Source organism: Gracilibacillus orientalis (genome assembly GCF_900114645.1).
In the GTDB taxonomy this organism is placed as follows: Bacteria; Bacillota; Bacilli; order Bacillales; family Amphibacillaceae; genus Gracilibacillus; species Gracilibacillus orientalis.
In genome coordinates, this window is the sequence record NZ_FOTR01000006.1 from 85990 (window position 1) to 101990 (window position 16001).

General features: G+C 36.3%; 17 protein-coding genes and 1 other annotated feature. Of the genes, 1 reads left to right on the top strand and 16 read right to left on the bottom strand.

Annotation, left to right across the window (positions count from 1 at the left end; translation table 11 throughout):
- From BM121_RS12175 to BM121_RS12230, 12 genes are all read right to left on the bottom strand, one after another.
- Nucleotides 1-1383: a solute carrier family 23 protein gene (locus tag BM121_RS12175; protein ID WP_091483916.1), complete on the bottom strand. Its 1383-nt coding sequence runs from the start codon at nt 1381-1383 to the stop codon at nt 1-3.
- A 131-nt stretch (nt 1384-1514) separates the two neighbouring features.
- Nucleotides 1515-2060 carry a bifunctional pyr operon transcriptional regulator/uracil phosphoribosyltransferase PyrR gene (gene pyrR / locus BM121_RS12180; RefSeq protein ID WP_091484087.1) on the bottom strand — a complete coding sequence of 182 codons (546 nt, stop codon included), beginning with the start codon at nt 2058-2060 and terminating at the stop codon, nt 1515-1517.
- A 419-nt stretch (nt 2061-2479) separates the two neighbouring features.
- Entirely contained in the window at nt 2480-3394 is a 915-nt protein-coding gene (locus tag BM121_RS12185) for an RluA family pseudouridine synthase (RefSeq protein ID WP_091483917.1), read from the bottom strand.
- A complete protein-coding gene (gene lspA, locus BM121_RS12190) occupies nt 3391-3864 on the bottom strand; it encodes a signal peptidase II (RefSeq protein ID WP_091483918.1) in 474 nt (157 codons plus the stop codon). The genes BM121_RS12185 and lspA overlap by 4 nt, the downstream gene beginning before the upstream one ends.
- Before the next feature lie 115 nt (nt 3865-3979).
- Complete coding sequence (gene ileS / locus BM121_RS12195; RefSeq protein WP_091483919.1) at nt 3980-6739, bottom strand: isoleucine--tRNA ligase; 2760 nt, start codon at nt 6737-6739, stop codon at nt 3980-3982.
- Between the two features lie 277 nt (nt 6740-7016).
- Nucleotides 7017-7235, bottom strand: a binding site (T-box leader).
- A gap of 59 nt (nt 7236-7294) precedes the next feature.
- Nucleotides 7295-7816, bottom strand: coding sequence for a DivIVA domain-containing protein (locus BM121_RS12200; protein ID WP_091483920.1), 522 nt, complete (start codon nt 7814-7816; stop codon nt 7295-7297).
- 85 nt (nt 7817-7901) lie between these two features.
- A complete protein-coding gene (locus tag BM121_RS12205) occupies nt 7902-8675 on the bottom strand; it encodes a YlmH family RNA-binding protein (RefSeq protein ID WP_091483921.1) in 774 nt (257 codons plus the stop codon).
- Nucleotides 8676-8683: 8 nt separating this feature from the next.
- The gene (locus BM121_RS12210) at nt 8684-8968 is read right to left on the bottom strand and encodes a YggT family protein (protein WP_091483922.1); all 285 of its coding nucleotides are present in this window, start codon (nt 8966-8968) and stop codon (nt 8684-8686) included.
- Nucleotides 8969-8976: 8 nt separating this feature from the next.
- Nucleotides 8977-9411, bottom strand: a complete 435-nt coding sequence (locus BM121_RS12215) for a cell division protein SepF (RefSeq protein ID WP_091483923.1) — start codon at nt 9409-9411, stop codon at nt 8977-8979.
- A gap of 6 nt (nt 9412-9417) precedes the next feature.
- Entirely contained in the window at nt 9418-10104 is a 687-nt protein-coding gene (locus BM121_RS12220) for a YggS family pyridoxal phosphate-dependent enzyme (RefSeq protein ID WP_091483924.1), read from the bottom strand.
- A 22-nt stretch (nt 10105-10126) separates the two neighbouring features.
- Complete coding sequence (gene pgeF, locus BM121_RS12225) at nt 10127-10927, bottom strand: peptidoglycan editing factor PgeF (protein WP_175495419.1); 801 nt, start codon at nt 10925-10927, stop codon at nt 10127-10129.
- Between the two features lie 63 nt (nt 10928-10990).
- On the bottom strand, nt 10991-11284 hold the full coding sequence (locus BM121_RS12230; RefSeq protein WP_091483926.1) for a YlmC/YmxH family sporulation protein: 294 nt from the start codon (nt 11282-11284) through the stop codon (nt 10991-10993).
- A 132-nt stretch (nt 11285-11416) separates the two neighbouring features.
- Between BM121_RS12230 and BM121_RS12235 the strand changes: the two genes are divergently transcribed.
- Complete coding sequence (locus BM121_RS12235; protein ID WP_091483927.1) at nt 11417-11590, top strand: YfhD family protein; 174 nt, start codon at nt 11417-11419, stop codon at nt 11588-11590.
- Nucleotides 11591-11981: 391 nt separating this feature from the next.
- Here BM121_RS12235 and sigG read toward each other — a convergent pair whose 3' ends face one another.
- The 4 genes from sigG to ftsZ form a co-directional block, all read right to left on the bottom strand.
- A complete protein-coding gene (sigG, locus tag BM121_RS12240; protein ID WP_091483928.1) occupies nt 11982-12761 on the bottom strand; it encodes an RNA polymerase sporulation sigma factor SigG in 780 nt (259 codons plus the stop codon).
- Between the two features lie 92 nt (nt 12762-12853).
- Nucleotides 12854-13576, bottom strand: a complete 723-nt coding sequence (sigE, locus tag BM121_RS12245) for an RNA polymerase sporulation sigma factor SigE (protein WP_091483929.1) — start codon at nt 13574-13576, stop codon at nt 12854-12856.
- Between the two features lie 27 nt (nt 13577-13603).
- Nucleotides 13604-14494, bottom strand: a complete 891-nt coding sequence (spoIIGA, locus tag BM121_RS12250) for a sigma-E processing peptidase SpoIIGA (protein ID WP_091483930.1) — start codon at nt 14492-14494, stop codon at nt 13604-13606.
- Between the two features lie 351 nt (nt 14495-14845).
- The gene (gene ftsZ / locus BM121_RS12255; RefSeq protein ID WP_091483931.1) at nt 14846-15994 is read right to left on the bottom strand and encodes a cell division protein FtsZ; all 1149 of its coding nucleotides are present in this window, start codon (nt 15992-15994) and stop codon (nt 14846-14848) included.
- Nucleotides 15995-16001: the final 7 nt, after the last annotated feature.

Consider the following 16001-nt stretch of genomic DNA (forward strand, 5'->3'; position numbering starts at 1 on the left):
TTACTCCTCATCTTCAGATCTTGCAAACATACTACCATTACCATAACCTGATTCTTTTTCAGGTAAGATAAGATTTAAAACTAAGCCAACTAATGCGGATAGGGCCATACCTGCAATGGGTACAACTTGACCATTACCAACCGGTATATCGATATGGGCACCACCGATTCCGATGACTAAAATGACTGATGAAATAACGAGGTTTCTTTTTTCTCCTAAATCTATTTGGCTATCGATTAGCATTCGTAGACCGCTTGATGCGATAATACCGAATAACAGAATCGATACACCTCCCATAACCGGAGATGGAATAGAACCAATTAATTCTGTAATGATGCCGATAAAACCGAAAATCATTGCTAAAACTGCAGCACCACCGATAACAAACACACTAAACACTCTGGTAATCGCCAATACACCGATGTTTTCACCATATGTTGTATTAGGTGGTCCTCCTAATAATGACGCGATCACAGTAGCTACCCCATCGCCTAATATCGAACGGTGCAAACCAGGCTTTTTCAGAAAATTTCTGCCAGCTATTTTGGAAAGAACCATTTGGTCACCAATGTGTTCGGCAACTGTTACGATCGCAACGGGTACCATCAAAAATACAACACTCCAGCTAAATGCATCTACTGGATTAAACGTAACAAACGGGATAACAAAATCAGGTACTAAAAAGATTGACTGAATAGCCTCACCAAATGAATTACTGGAAACAATTTTGTCCCAAGCAGCTTGAACGCCGCTAGCATCTAATACTTTCACATTTGTGATGGCAGTGATAACTAGTGAGTAGGTATATCCACCGATTATCCCAATTAGGATCGGGATAAGTCCGAAAAATCCTTTAAATAACAAGGAACCGATAACTGTGATCAGCAAAGTGACAATCGCTGCACTGAAATGAACACCGCTGTATTCACCGTCTACATTCATAGCCATATCAATCGCCGTAGGGGCTAATCCTAACCCAATCACAATAATGACTGGCCCTACTACAATGGGAGGTAATACTTTGATAATCCAATCTGTTCCAAAGGCTGCTATCAATAACGAAAGGATTCCATATACAACACCAGCCAAGAAACTCCCAATCATGACTCCTTCTGGTCCACCTATTGCCATGGCACTTGTGATTGGAGCGATAAAGGCAAAACTGGATCCTAAATAGGCTGGAATTTGTCCTCTTGTAATCAGCAGGTATGCGAGTGTACCAAAACCACTGGATACTAACGCAACTGCTGGTGACAACTCTGTTAAAAACGGAACTAAAATTGTAGCTCCAAACATTGCAAACAAGTGCTGTATACTAAAAATCAACCACTTTGATAGCTTGGGTACTTCTCGGACATCTAAGACGATATTTTTCTCTGACATTTCTCCATCTCCCTTAATTAACTAATAAAAAAACCTCTTTGCTGGTCGCAAAGAGGTAGACGTGTAGTATAAGGTATACACGTAGCCTTTAAATGCGACCTTGCAAGCATCTCTGTACTTGTTTAAAGGTCTTATTCTTTTTCATAAATACTAACACTATCTTTTTGATCGATTTCTTCCAATTCAACTGTAATGATTTCATTTTGTGATGTTGGAATGTTTTTACCTATAAAATCTGCACGTATTGGCAGTTCACGATGTCCCCGGTCTACTAAAACAGCTAGCTGCATTTGAGAAGGTCTACCTATATCCATAATTGCATCCATTGCAGCTCTGACTGTTCTGCCTGTATATAAAACATCATCTACTAAAATAACGTTTTTGCCTGTAACCTGTTCTTTTAAATTGGCTTCATTCAGTGTTGGTTCATTTTGATCTTCAACATGTGATAAATCATCACGATATAGTGTAATATCCAATTCTCCAATTGGTACTTCTACACCTTCGATATCTTGAATGCGTTCCTGGAGACGCTTAGCAATCGGAACTCCTCTTGTTTTAATACCTACTAGCATTAATCCGCCAACACCTTTATTGCGTTCGAGAATTTCGTGAGCAATTCGTGTCAGCGCCCTTCTCATTGCTGGAGCATCTAGTACATTTGCTTTTTGATTCAACATAAAAACCTCACTTTAAATTACTATATTAAGACCTGTTACAAGAAAAGCTTAGTGCGCCCGTCTAGAAACGTAGCGACTTCAGAATCAACTGAGATTAAGGAATCACGGTAAGCATGTGAGCCGATGATGACTTTCACCCAAGGGTATAAGGGCGACTAGGCCTCTGGTTTCACCAGTCAGCAAGTCTTCTTTATCGTAGGGTGATTCGTGAAGCCTCCTAGTTTTTGGGCGTTCGGAGCTAGACACCCGCGCACATTTTATACTTTATTGCCTAAAAAAACCCTTATTCTCCGTGAGAGAATAAGGGTTTTGGTCATACTTATGGTATGATGATCCGTTTCCTTTTCAGCCTCACGGGACTGTTTTAAAAGGTCTTTATGATATTGGTTTCATTATGCCAAAAACTGTTGATAAAGTCAATTGCTTTTTCGGATATTTTCTAATACTGTTGCAAATTTTTCTGGTAACGGTACTTCAAACTCCATCTGTTCTTTCTTGACAGGATGTTCAAAACTTAAATGATAAGCATGAAGTGCCTGACCATCTACATCTATTGTTTTTCGCTGACCATATTTTGGATCTCCAACCAATGGATAACCAATATATTTCATGTGCACACGAATTTGGTGTGTTCTACCGGTTTCTAACATACATTTTACGAAAGTAAATTTCCCATGTAGCCTTTCGATTACTTCAAAATGAGTAACAGCCGCTTTACCTTTCTCTGTTACATCCATTAATTGACGATTTTTTTCGCTTCGTCCTACAGGAGCATCAATCGTACCATATTCATGTGGAATATCACCATGCACAATTGCCTGATATGCTCTTTTGACTTTTTTCTCTTTCAGTTGTTCTGATAAACTTTCATGTGCAAGGTCATGTTTAGCAACCACTAATAAACCACTCGTGTCTTTATCAATTCGATGGACAATTCCTGGTCTCTTAACACCATTGATACCGGATAAATCATCACAGTGGTACAGTAATGCATTGACCAATGTATCTTCCTGATGACCTGCTGCCGGATGAACAACCATTCCACTTTCTTTATTAATAACAAGAATATCCTCATCTTCATATACAATATTAATCGGTATATTTTTCGCCACTATATCTAGCGGTTCTGCTTTTGGTACTTGCCACTGTATTTGATCCTCAGCCTGGCATTTATAGTTCTGTTTCACAGCCTTATCGTTTACAAGTACTAAGTTTTTATCAAACCATGTTTTAATCTGTGATCTGGAATAGTCATCGATAATGTTGACTAACAGTTTATCAATTCGTATCCCTTGATCACTCGTTTTTACAATATAAGAAAATTCGCTCATTTCTGGTTGCTCCTTTTTTTGTTTCTTTCATCGAAGAACGTATAAATAAATATTACAATAACTCCCACTACTAAAGAAGAATCAGCAATATTAAAAATGGGATAATCATATGTACCAATATACACATCAAAAAAATCGACGACTTCTTTATGGATCAGGCGATCTATAAAATTTCCTACTGCCCCACCCAGAACAAATGCTAAAGCAAGACCAAGCCATTTACTCTCCTTGGCAAACTTTTGGATATAAAAAACAATAAAGGCCACTACGACCAAGGTAATGATATAAAAGAAAATCATTTGACCTTCTAGTATTCCCCATGCTGCTCCTGAATTTCTGTGTGATGTTAAATAAAAAAAGGATTCAATAACTGTTATATGTTCTCCAATTTCCATATTTGTTACTACAAGCCACTTTGTCAGTTGATCAATAATGACAACTGCTAATGCTACTACATATACTCGCCACATAATATACCTCCGAAATTTCATTAGACAATCAATCTCAATACTTTAACATTATACCATTATATATAACATTGAAAAAGCAACTACCCCTTTTATAGGATAGTTGCTTTAGAATTCATTATTCTGCTAGATCAGCATAATTTTCTTTTACTACCGTTGCACAACGTGTACATAATGTTGGATGTTCATTATCCTCACCTACGGTATCTGAAATTACCCAGCAACGTTGACACAATTCGCCTTCATGTTTGTTGATTTTCAGCGTAACATGTTCAAACGTTTTGCCAGCTTCTAATTTCTCTACAAGTTCTACATGAGAAACAATTAGTAATTGATGTAGATATGGTACTTCTGCTAGTAATGCAGCTACCTTCTCATTGTTTGCTTTGATTGTAACTACGGCTTCCAACGATTTACCAATTACTTTTTCTGCACGTGCTTCTTCTAATGCCTTTAAGATATCGTCTCTGACATCCATAAATTGTGACCATTTAGCAGCTAATTGTTCCTGGTCTTTGATTGCTTTTGCTTCTGGCATATCTGCTAGTTGTGGACTTTCTGCTTCCATACCAGGGATATAACTCCAAACTTCTTCCATTGTATGAGTTAAAATCGGTGTTAACAATTTTACTAAGGAAGTGATAATCTCGTGATAAACTGTTTGAATACTACGTCTTCTATGATTATCCTCTGCCTCAATATATAGAATATCTTTGGCAAAATCTAAATAGAATGAGCTTAAGTCAATCGTACAGAAATTGTGAATGGTTTGATATACCGTTGAGAAATCATATTCATCATACGCTTTGCGTGACTTGTCAATCACTTGTTGCAAACGGTATAACATATAACGATCGATTTCTTCCAACTGTTCTTCTGCTACACGATCTGCTAGTGTGTAATCAGCTAAGTTACCCAATAAGAAACGGAAGGTATTACGGATTTTACGGTATCCTTCTGCTGTTTGTTTGATAATTTCATCTGAAATACGAACGTCAGCTTGATAATCAACAGAAGCTACCCATAAACGCAAAATATCTGCACCGTATTGTTTCATAATTTTAGATGGAACAACGACGTTTCCTACAGATTTACTCATTTTGCGCCCTTGGCCATCTAATGCGAAACCATGACTGATTACCGTTTCATAAGGAGATTTACCTGTAACCGCAACGGCAGTTGAAATGGATGAGTTAAACCAGCCACGATATTGGTCAGAACCTTCTAAATAAACATCTGCTGGTCTCTGTAAATCTTCTCTTCCTTCCAAGACCCCTTCATGAGAACTTCCTGAATCGAACCATACGTCCATGATGTCTGTTTCTTTGGTAAACTCTCCATTTGGACTATGTTCTGATGAGAATCCTTCCGGAAGTAATTCTTTCGTATCCCACTCAAACCAAATATTAGAACCATGATCTTCAAATAGTTTTGCAACATGATTTATGGTCTCATCATTAATGATAGGCGTCTTATCCTCACCGTAAAATACCGGAATTGGTACACCCCATGTACGTTGTCTTGAGATACACCAATCTTCACGATCACGTACCATGTTAAACAGTCGTGTTTCTCCCCATTTTGGTAACCAGTTAATCCGATTAATTTCCGCTAAGATATCTTCACGGAAATCCTTAATGGATGCAAACCACTGATTAGTCGCACGGAAAATCGTTGGTTTTTTCGTACGCCAGTCATGTGGATAGGAGTGTGTAATAAAATTAAGTTTTAACAACGCATTGTTTTCTTCCAGTTTTTCTGTTACTTGTTTATTCGCTGCATCATAGAATAAACCTTCAAAACCTGGTGCTTCATCTGTAAAATACCCTTTTTCATCAACTGGACACAGCACCTCTAAACCATATTGCTTACCAATAATAAAGTCATCTTCCCCGTGACCTGGTGCAGTATGAACAAGTCCTGTACCACTTTCCGTAGTTACGTGCTCTCCTAAAATAACTAATGATTCACGATCATAGAAAGGATGCTGTGCTACTAATTTTTCGGCCTCTTGACCCTTAAATGTTTTAACTACTTCTGTTTCCTGCCACTCGAACGTTTCTTTTAAATCACTTAGCATATCATGTGCAACAATATATTTTTCTCCTGCTACTTTAACAACCGCATATTCAAGATCTGGATGTACCGAAATGGCTAAGTTCGCTGGAATTGTCCATGGAGTCGTTGTCCAGATTATGAATTTTTCATCGCCAGCTAATAAGTCTTTACCATCTTTAACGTCAAACGTTACAAAGATAGACGCTGAACGTTTATCCTGATACTCAATTTCTGCTTCAGCTAAGGCAGACTCAGATGATGGGGACCAGTAAACCGGTTTTAATCCTTTATAGATATAACCTTTCTTGGCCATTTCCCCGAACACTTTAATTTGTGCCGCTTCATAAGACTTGTTTAATGTGATATATGGATTATCCCAGTCTCCTCTGACCCCTAACTGTTTAAACTGGTTTCGTTGATTATCAATTTGTTTTAATGCATATTCCGCGCATTTTTGTCTGAACTCTGCCACGGTCATTTTTTTGCGATTTACTTTCTTTTTAGCAAGTGCTTGCTCGATTGGAAGACCGTGTGTATCCCATCCCGGGACATAAGGAGCATGGAACCCTGCCATTGACTTGTATTTGACAATAAAATCTTTTAATACTTTGTTTAGTGCATGCCCCATATGGATGTCTCCATTGGCATATGGAGGTCCATCATGTAAAACGAACAACGGTTTTCCTTCTGTTCGTTGCTGGACTTTTTCATACATTCTTTCTTCATCCCATTGTTCTTGCATTTTTGGTTCTTTGTTAGGTAAATTACCACGCATCGGGAATTTCGTTTGTGGCATATTTAATGTTTTTTTATATTCCAATTTAAATCCTCCTATTATTCTTTTATTATTAACACAAGTAATTACTGACGGTAATGTGCATCCTCTGTGACTAAGAAAAAGAATCAAACTGTGAACTAATAATATTTCGAATTTGCTTTCTTCCATTCTTTTGGAGTAGAGTGTAGTTCGTCGCTGTGGAAAAATACTCTCTATCGAAAGAACAGAAGAAAGCAACTCCACATGAGCTTTATTCCGCAGTTTATGATCTTGCACACTATTTTAAAGTGTCTAATACTAAAAAGAACTCCTCATCCCGAAAAGGGACGAGGAGTTCTCGTGGTACCACCCTTATAGATAGCAGAAAAATGCTACTATCCACTCAGCTATTCGTAACGTGAATGACTCGTTTACACTTACTATATTCAGTGTAACTACTCATGGGTGATCTTCTATTAAGGTACTAAATTAGGCTTTCACCATCCCTAATTCGCTTAGTTAGTAATCCCAAATATACTCTCCCGATCATAGTATTTAATTCAAATATGAAAAGTTTGTATTATGAATTATATGTAATATTTTCAATTTCGTCAAGATTTAATATTGATTGGACTCTTCTTTTTCATTCTCAAGTTCCTCTTCTTCATTTTCGAGGTCCATTTCGAATAATCCATCCCAATCATTATTTTCCACCAAATCAAGTTGTGCTTCTACTAACATTTTCAATCTGGTACGGAATACTTTCGCTTGTTTCTTTAATTCTTCTACTTCTAATGAGATTGTTCTTGATTTATGGAGTGCTTCATTAATTATACGATCCGCATTTTTTTCTGCTTCTTTTATGATTAATTTAGATTCTTTTTTGGCATTTTCTTTTACTTCTTCTGCCGTCTCTTGTGCAACCAGAATCGACTTGTTCAAAGTAGATTCGATATTGGAGAAGTGACTAAGCTTCTCATTTAATTGATCCACTTTTTCTTTTAAATCTTTTTTCTCACGCGTAACCGTTTCATAATCTTTAATCACTTGATCAAGAAATTCATTTACATCATCTTCATCATAACCCCGAAAACCTCTAGCAAATTCTTTGTTATGAATATCGAGCGGTGTTAAAGGCACATCGGCCACCTCCTATTAGATGTCATTCTTTATACAATATCTTATCATACTTTATTGACAAATCACCAAAAAATTCTACAAAAAGTTATAATAATTTTTCAAAAGTGATTCTTATTCTATCTTTTTTGGTAAGACCGTGTAATTCAGTGATTCGAGACCTGCCTTTTCCTCTAATCGATATAAGATCATCTTCTTCTAGTATAAAAGAAGGTTGATCAATTGCTTGAAAATTGACTTTAACCAGGCCTTTTTTTATAACGTTTAATGCTTGTTGCCTGGACATTTGATACATTTCCTTGATTATTACATCTAGGCGTAAAGAAGCACATGTCGCCATTCTTGACTGCCAAGTATCTTGAGACGGCATTCTTTCTGACATGGAAACTCTGTCAAAAATTACTCCTGCCTTTTTGACTGATGTCACATTAGTGATTAGATAAGTTGTTATATCTTTTGCTACGAGTATTTGAATGGTATCGTTGTGAATAACAATATCACCTATTTTTTTGCGTTTGATACCAGCAGATAAAAAAGCTCCCAGCACATCAGGATGTTCAATCGAAACAAATTTTTGTGGAAATTTTGCTTGTAATAACTCAACTTCAAAACTCGATTCATTTATTTCTTCATAAAAAGGTGCTAGTACCGCACGCTTTCTTTCTGCCGATTCCCATCCACCAAAGAATGCTAATTGCAATTCTTCATCATTTCCAATAATCATCTCGAATATCTTTTGTTCCCTTGGATGGAGAAAATCAATTACTTTTCGCTCATACCGAGTCGTTACTTCATCGCGCCATGACAATACTTGATCAATAAAAGGGTATTCCTCTTTCCTAAAGTGCTGATATAAATCCATAAGATCACCTATATACCGAAAACGGTAGAAAGGAGTCTAATAAATAAGAAATCTAATCCACGCATAGCAAATTGTAAAACAAAAATCGCCACAATAGGTGAAATATCAATCATACCACCGATTGGAGGAATAATTTTTCGGAACGGCTCTAGATAAGGCTCCACGATAGAACCGAGCATTTGACCGAAAGATGACTCTCTGGCACCTGGAAACCAAGACATCAAAATAAAAATAATGATCGCATATGTGTAAAGCAACATAGCATAATGTAAAATCTCATATAAAAATCCCATTTAACTGTTTACCACCTTTGTTCTGGATCTGCTTCTTCCATTATTTCCGTAATATCTCCTGAAATTTCAATGTTTTCTGGTGTACATAAAAAAGTCTGTGAACCAAGCTTTTTTATTTGGCCAGAAACAGCGTAAACTGTTCCACTCATAAAATCAATAATTTGCCTTGCTTGTTGTGTATCTACTCGTTGTAAGTTGATGACAACTGATCGTCGATTTACGACATGATCAGCAATATCTTGCACTTCATTGAATGATCTAGGTTCAAACAGCACCATTTTTGCACTTTTTTGAACTGACTTCAAACTAACAACGTTGGCTTTCTCATCTTTTCTTTCACTTCGTCTCTGTGGTTTATTTTCTTGTTCTACTTCCTCTTCGACAATTTCATACTCTTCATCCTCAATTCCGAACAAATTACGGAATTTCCCCTTCATACTCATCATTCATCACCCCTGTTCTTCATACGGGCCCACCAGACTGGAACCAATACGTATATGAGTAGCACCTTCTTCAATTGCAGTCTGATAATCATTGCTCATACCCATTGATAAATACTGACATGGTGCATGTGTCCATCGCTTATCTTGAATATTACTCTTTAGCTTATGTAAGGATCGAAAGATATCACGCAATACATTTTCATCATCAAGATGTGGTGCCATTGTCATTAATCCAACTACTCTAATATTTGGATAGTTTCGTAACATATCTATGAACGTTTCTATATTTTCTGGTTGTAATCCATGTTTCGATTCTTCTCCACTAACATTCACCTGAACAAAACAATCAACAGGCTTGTCTGTTCGTTTATTAATTTCCTTTGCTAAGGATTTTCGGTCTAATGAATGAATGTAATCGATCATATGAATAACGTCTTTTACTTTCCGGGATTGTAACGTACCAATAAAATGCCATATTGCTTGTTCTCCAATATTCTGATGCTTTTCCAAAAGTCCTTCCAGGCGATTTTCACCTACATGACGAATACCGGATTGAACCGCTTCTAAAGCTCTTTCTATTGTAACATATTTTGTTACCCCTATAATGGTGATATCTTCAGGATTCCGCCCCGCTTTGTCACATGCTTGTTTGATATTTTTCTGTATTTGCGTGAGATTTTCTGCTACTGTCATGTTTAAACTCCTTTCATCACAGTTAAACTAATGCGATAAAACCAATCATTCTCCCGGTGGGATGCTTGTCTCTTCGGTGAGAGAAAAATGTTGAATGATGGGCTGTACAATACTTTGAAATATGTATATGATCAGGTGAAACACCCGCATCCAATAATAATTGAAAGTTTAAATGTTTTAAATCTAAGTGATATTGGCCATTAAATCCTTGATAAGAATCAACATATTTTGCATCAATATGCCGGATGACATGGTCATTTACCTGATAGCATGATCTACAAATACTTGGTCCAATTACAACTTCTATGTCCTTTGTATCTGACGACAATTGTTTAAAGCGATCTACTGTTTCTTTAGCAATATTAGAAACTGTCCCTTTCCAACCTGCATGTGAAATGGCCACTATACCGTTCTTTCTGTCTGCAAAAAATAAAGGAACACAATCTGCAAACAATGCCGCACACAACACATTTTTTTCCGTTGTGACTAAACCATCTGTTTCTGGTATTGCATCATCTCTGGAAAATGCTCCACTGCCACTATCGTTTGATTTACTTATCTGGACATGATTACCATGTATTTGTTCGGCCATAATCCACTTGTCTAACGGAAATGAAATAGCATCGGCTACATGTTTTCGATTTTGTAATACATCACTTGCATTATCTTCCACATGAAAACCCAGATTATTACTCTGATACGGTGATAGACTTACACCACCCTCACGTGTTGTGAAACCGGCTATAATATCGGAGTTATTACTCATCCATTCTTTAATCCATAGTATACCTTCATCTTCAAGTTGCACAAAGGGTTCCGTCATCATACCCCTCCCATTTTACATCATTTTATCATATTTTAGCTCAGCAATACAGTTCTATGTCGTTTATTGTTGATAAGAAGAAGAGGAATCCTCTTTCTGTTGAATTTGAAGGGTTGGAAAATCCCCATTCTTTTTCACCAAAATAACATCGTGACCTATTTTCATGACATGTTCCCATGGAATAATAATTTCCCGAGATTCCCCAAAAACTCCTAATGTTTTTGTTTTTGTTGCTACCACTATATTGGTAATATTACCAATATCTACATTTATCTCTATATCCGTTAAATTGCCTATTTTTGTTCCATCTTCAATGTACACAATATCTTTCATTTGTAAGGCTGATAATGTTATCATTTTCTCTTCCTCCTTTATATCAATATATGTATCGACTTAAAAAATATGGTGTTTATGACAATAAAAATCGCTCATGTTCTATTGTTATTAGCACACACTAAAGACAATTCGATATGTTAAGAGGTGAAAAATATGGGTAAAGATGAACACAAGAAAAATACTTCGAGAAATCCATTAGCACAAACGCCTAAAATGGAAAAAACGGATGGAATTGATGTAGAATTTTCCAATGAGCTAGCTGATACAGATGATGTAGAAGCGAAAGAAAGAAGTAAAAAAGCAGATAAAAGAGCAAAGAAGCGATGATTTACCATCGCTTCTTTTAATCATATCAAATACGGAAACTAAATCACCTTAGGGTTGTTCACTGTAAAGCAAACCATGAAACAGAGAAATTTCATGGTTTGCTTTTAAATATCATGACTACTAGTATTCTCACCTATGTAGACTCCTGTGAAACCACTGCATAAGATTCCACAGTGAGCGGTTTTACGAGCGAGGAAGCTGAAGTGGAGCCCACGGTTAGGACACACTGAAGAAGCATGCTTACAGCGCAGTTATTTTGCCCTAACGAATCCAAGCACTCAGAGACAATAATCAGAAGGAAAGTAAGCATATTATGTTCACCAGTGCGCAGATTATATCTTTTACTAACATCAGGTAATCGGAGCAAAACCGAAGGGTTGCTCCGTTTTTGTTACTCAAACATTTCTTTATTCATTTCTTTAATTGCTGCTTTTTCTAATCGTGACACTTGCGCTTGTGAAATACCAATTTCTTCAGCAACTTCCATTTGTGTTTTACCTTGGAAAAAGCGTTTATTAAGTATCATTTTTTCACGCTTGTTTAACCGATGCATTCCTTCTTTTATCGATAAATGATTAAGCCAGTCATTATCTTTCACATTATCATCACTTACTTGATCCATTACATAAATGGGGTCTCCACCATCATTAAAAATGGGTTCAAATAAAGAAACAGGGTCTTGAATCGCATCAAGAGCAAAAATTACATCTGTAACCGGTACATCTAATTCTTCTGAAATTTCCATAGGAGAAGGATCCTTTGACGTTTTGTTTAATAATTTCTCTCTTGCATGCAGCGCTTTATAGGCAATATCTCGTAATGATCTAGATACTCTTATCGGATTATTATCACGCAAATAACGTCTGATTTCACCGATAATCATTGGGACAGCATACGTGGAGAATTTTACATTCTGACTTAAGTCAAAATTATCAATTGATTTTAATAAACCGATACAACCGACTTGAAATAAATCATCGCCGTACTCTCCTCGATTATGAAATCGTTGAATAACACTTAAAACTAATCTTAAATTACCATTAACTAATTTTTCCCGTGCAGATTGATCCCCGTTCTGCATAGCCCGAAATAAAATTCGCATTTCATCATTCTTTAATACTGGTAAGGTTGCTGTATCTACCCCACAAATTTCTACTTTATGCCTTGTCATTTAATACCCTCCCAATTGGAGATCCTTCTCAAAAATCAGTATCACCAATCGGGAGGTTTTTATGCATCATCCATGATTTACCATTCGTTATTTCAGACCATTTTATTAAACTCTTTTTGTAGTCTTTTAATGATTTTTTTTTCAAGTCGTGAAATGTAGGATTGCGAGATACCCAGTAAATCTGCAACATCTTTTTGGGTCATTTCTTCTTCTTTATCAACCAAACCAAATCTTAATTCCATTATTTGTTTCTCCCTGCCATTTAATTGCTCTAAAGCTTTTCGTAATAATGATTTATCAACATTCTGTTCTAGATCTTTAAATGTCACATCTTCATCTGTTCCTAACACATCTGAGAGTAAAAGTTCATTGCCATCCCAATCCACATTTAATGGTTCATCAAAAGAAACTTCGGTTTTTATTTTGTTATTTTTTCGAAGATACATTAATATCTCATTTTCGATACATCTTGATGCATAGGTAGCTAGTTTAATTTTCTTTTCTGGATTAAAGGTATTGATAGCTTTAATTAAACCAATCGTACCGATGCTGATTAAATCCTCAATATTAATTCCTGTATTTTCGAATTTTCGGGCAATATAAACAACAAGACGTAAGTTTCTTTCGATTAACATTGCCCTAGCAGCTTTATCACCTACTGGCAAGCGATGAATTAATTCATATTCCTCTTCTTTAGATAATGGTGGTGGTAATGCCTCGCTTCCCCCAATGTAGTAAATTTCATCTACTTTAAAGCCCATTTTCTTCAGAATTTTGTAAAAAATCATTTTATATTTTTGTTGTACGACTAGCATTCCTTCCACTCCTTATCTTATATAATGTCACCCTGTCTGCTGAAATAATTTAGGGTGTAATAAACAATGGTAACTGTTATCAGCCACTAAATTCCCAAATTGAATACCTATTAAAACCTTCTTGTTTGTAAGTTGTACATTTTTCATATGTATTTCAAGTAAATCTGGTTTAAAGGCAATCATAAAATCATGTTGTCCACTCACTCCTTGAAAAGGTAATATTCGAAAAGTGGTAGAGGTAAAGTCATTCATTTCACCTTTCATCAAATTTTGAGCGGATGCTTGCAACTGCATCATATCTTCTTCGTCAAACCAATGCTTAAGAATAGTTTCATCAACAATAATGACTGGGGTCTGGGTAAACGGATCGACTAAATGGTTTCCACTATCTAAATATCCTGTTGTTTCTACTTGTTTACCTTTCCACTCAATCGTGACGCTATAGTAAAACTCATGTTGGAACTGTTGCATTTTGTGCTTGTCCATTCGGTATTTTGTAAAGAACAATATAATAGGAAATCCTATTAAAACAAATAAGCCATGTATTTGATCTGTAGCAAAACCTTGTCTAGATAAATAAGCTTCTGTTGAAAATAAAAAGTGAATGGCAAATAAGCCACCACCTATCGAAAATGTCATAAAATAAAATGAACAAAGCAACTTGAAATAGATAGCAACATTTTGAAAGCCAAAGGCAATCCAAATAATGATAAAAGAATGTGCAATTTTTAATATCCATGAATCAATCGGAAATGTTGGAGCAATGAAAGATATCGGTACAATTAGAGATCCAAATAGACTGGCTATTACTAAGCGGTACCACTTCGTTATATGTTTAGTTACCGATTGTGTCAGTAATAGAATCATCCAGTCAATCATGAAATTAAGTAGCCATATGACTTCTACATAAACAACCACCATGTCCTTCCTTTCCAGCTAATATTAAATAAGCTTTACTTGTCTACTTAGTATAAAGAAAAGAATGAAAGAAGTCTGTCACAGTTTGTATGCAAAAATCCTCTAGTTTTCAGAAAAAACCCATAAAAATGTTGAATAAAAAACTGTTCTATCTACATAGATGTAATGTAACCCTGCACTTTCCGATAGTTTCGGACTAGCGCGCTTCGTGAGACACATTCACAATATGTTTACTCCATAGTTTATGTTTTTTGTGCCTGATTTTTAATCTTTTTTCCATGCAAAAAAACCCGTTTCAATCGATATTGAAACGGGTTTGATTTGGAACTCTAATATTAACATGTATTTGTTCTATCTTCTTCTATTTCGGTTTCTCAAAAATGTAGGTATATCTAATGTATCTTCTTCTTGTTTTGGTCTTGAAACGGAAGAAGTTGGACTTGGTTCTTGGTTTTTTTCTGGCTGTGGCTGCTGTTGCTGCTTTTCTCTCTTAGGAGAGCTTCCTTGTAAAACAGATTTTGGTTTATTTTGTCCATTTTTGATTTGTGCTTCATCAAAGCCAGTTGCAATGACAGTTACGACAATTTCATCCTTCAAGTCTTCATTGATTACGGAACCGAAAATAACATTTACTTCTTGATCCGCTGCGGATGTTACAATGTCTGCTGCTTCTTGCACTTCATATAAGCTCAAATTGGTTCCACCTGTAATGTTCATAAGCACACCGTGTGCACCATCAATAGAAGTTTCCAGTAATGGAGAAGAAATAGCCTTCTTAGCCGCCTCAGCAGCTCGGCTTTCTCCTGTAGCAACACCAATACCCATTAGTGCTGAACCTTTATCAGCCATAATAGTTTTCACATCGGCAAAGTCGACGTTAATTAATCCAGGTGTTGCAATTAAATCAGAAATACCTTGTACACCTTGTCGTAACACATTATCTGCTTCACGGAATGCTTCTAGCATAGGTGTATTTTTATCAATTATTTCTAGTAAACGATCATTAGGAATAACAATAAGTGTATCAACACTGCTTTTCAGTCCATCGATACCTGAAACTGCTTGTGTTGCTCTTTTTTTGCCTTCAAAAGTAAACGGGCGAGTAACTACTCCTACTGTTAATGCCCCTATCTCTTTGGCTACTTGGGCAATTACCGGTGCAGCACCTGTTCCGGTACCACCACCCATACCAGCAGTAACAAAGACCATATCAGATCCTTTAAGGATTTCTTCAATTTGTTCCTTACTTTCTTCTGCAGCTTTTCTTCCTACCTCAGGATTTGCTCCTGCGCCCAAACCTCGAGTTAATTTTGTACCAATTTGCATTTTAACTTCTGCTTTCGAAAGATTTAATGCTTGTGCATCCGTATTCACGGCAATAAATTCTACCCCTTGAACACCATGCTCTATCATTCGGTTAACAGCGTTGCTTCCACCGCCGCCTACACCGATTACTTTTATCGTAGCTAGTTGATCCATATTCGTATCAAAGTCTAACATACCATTT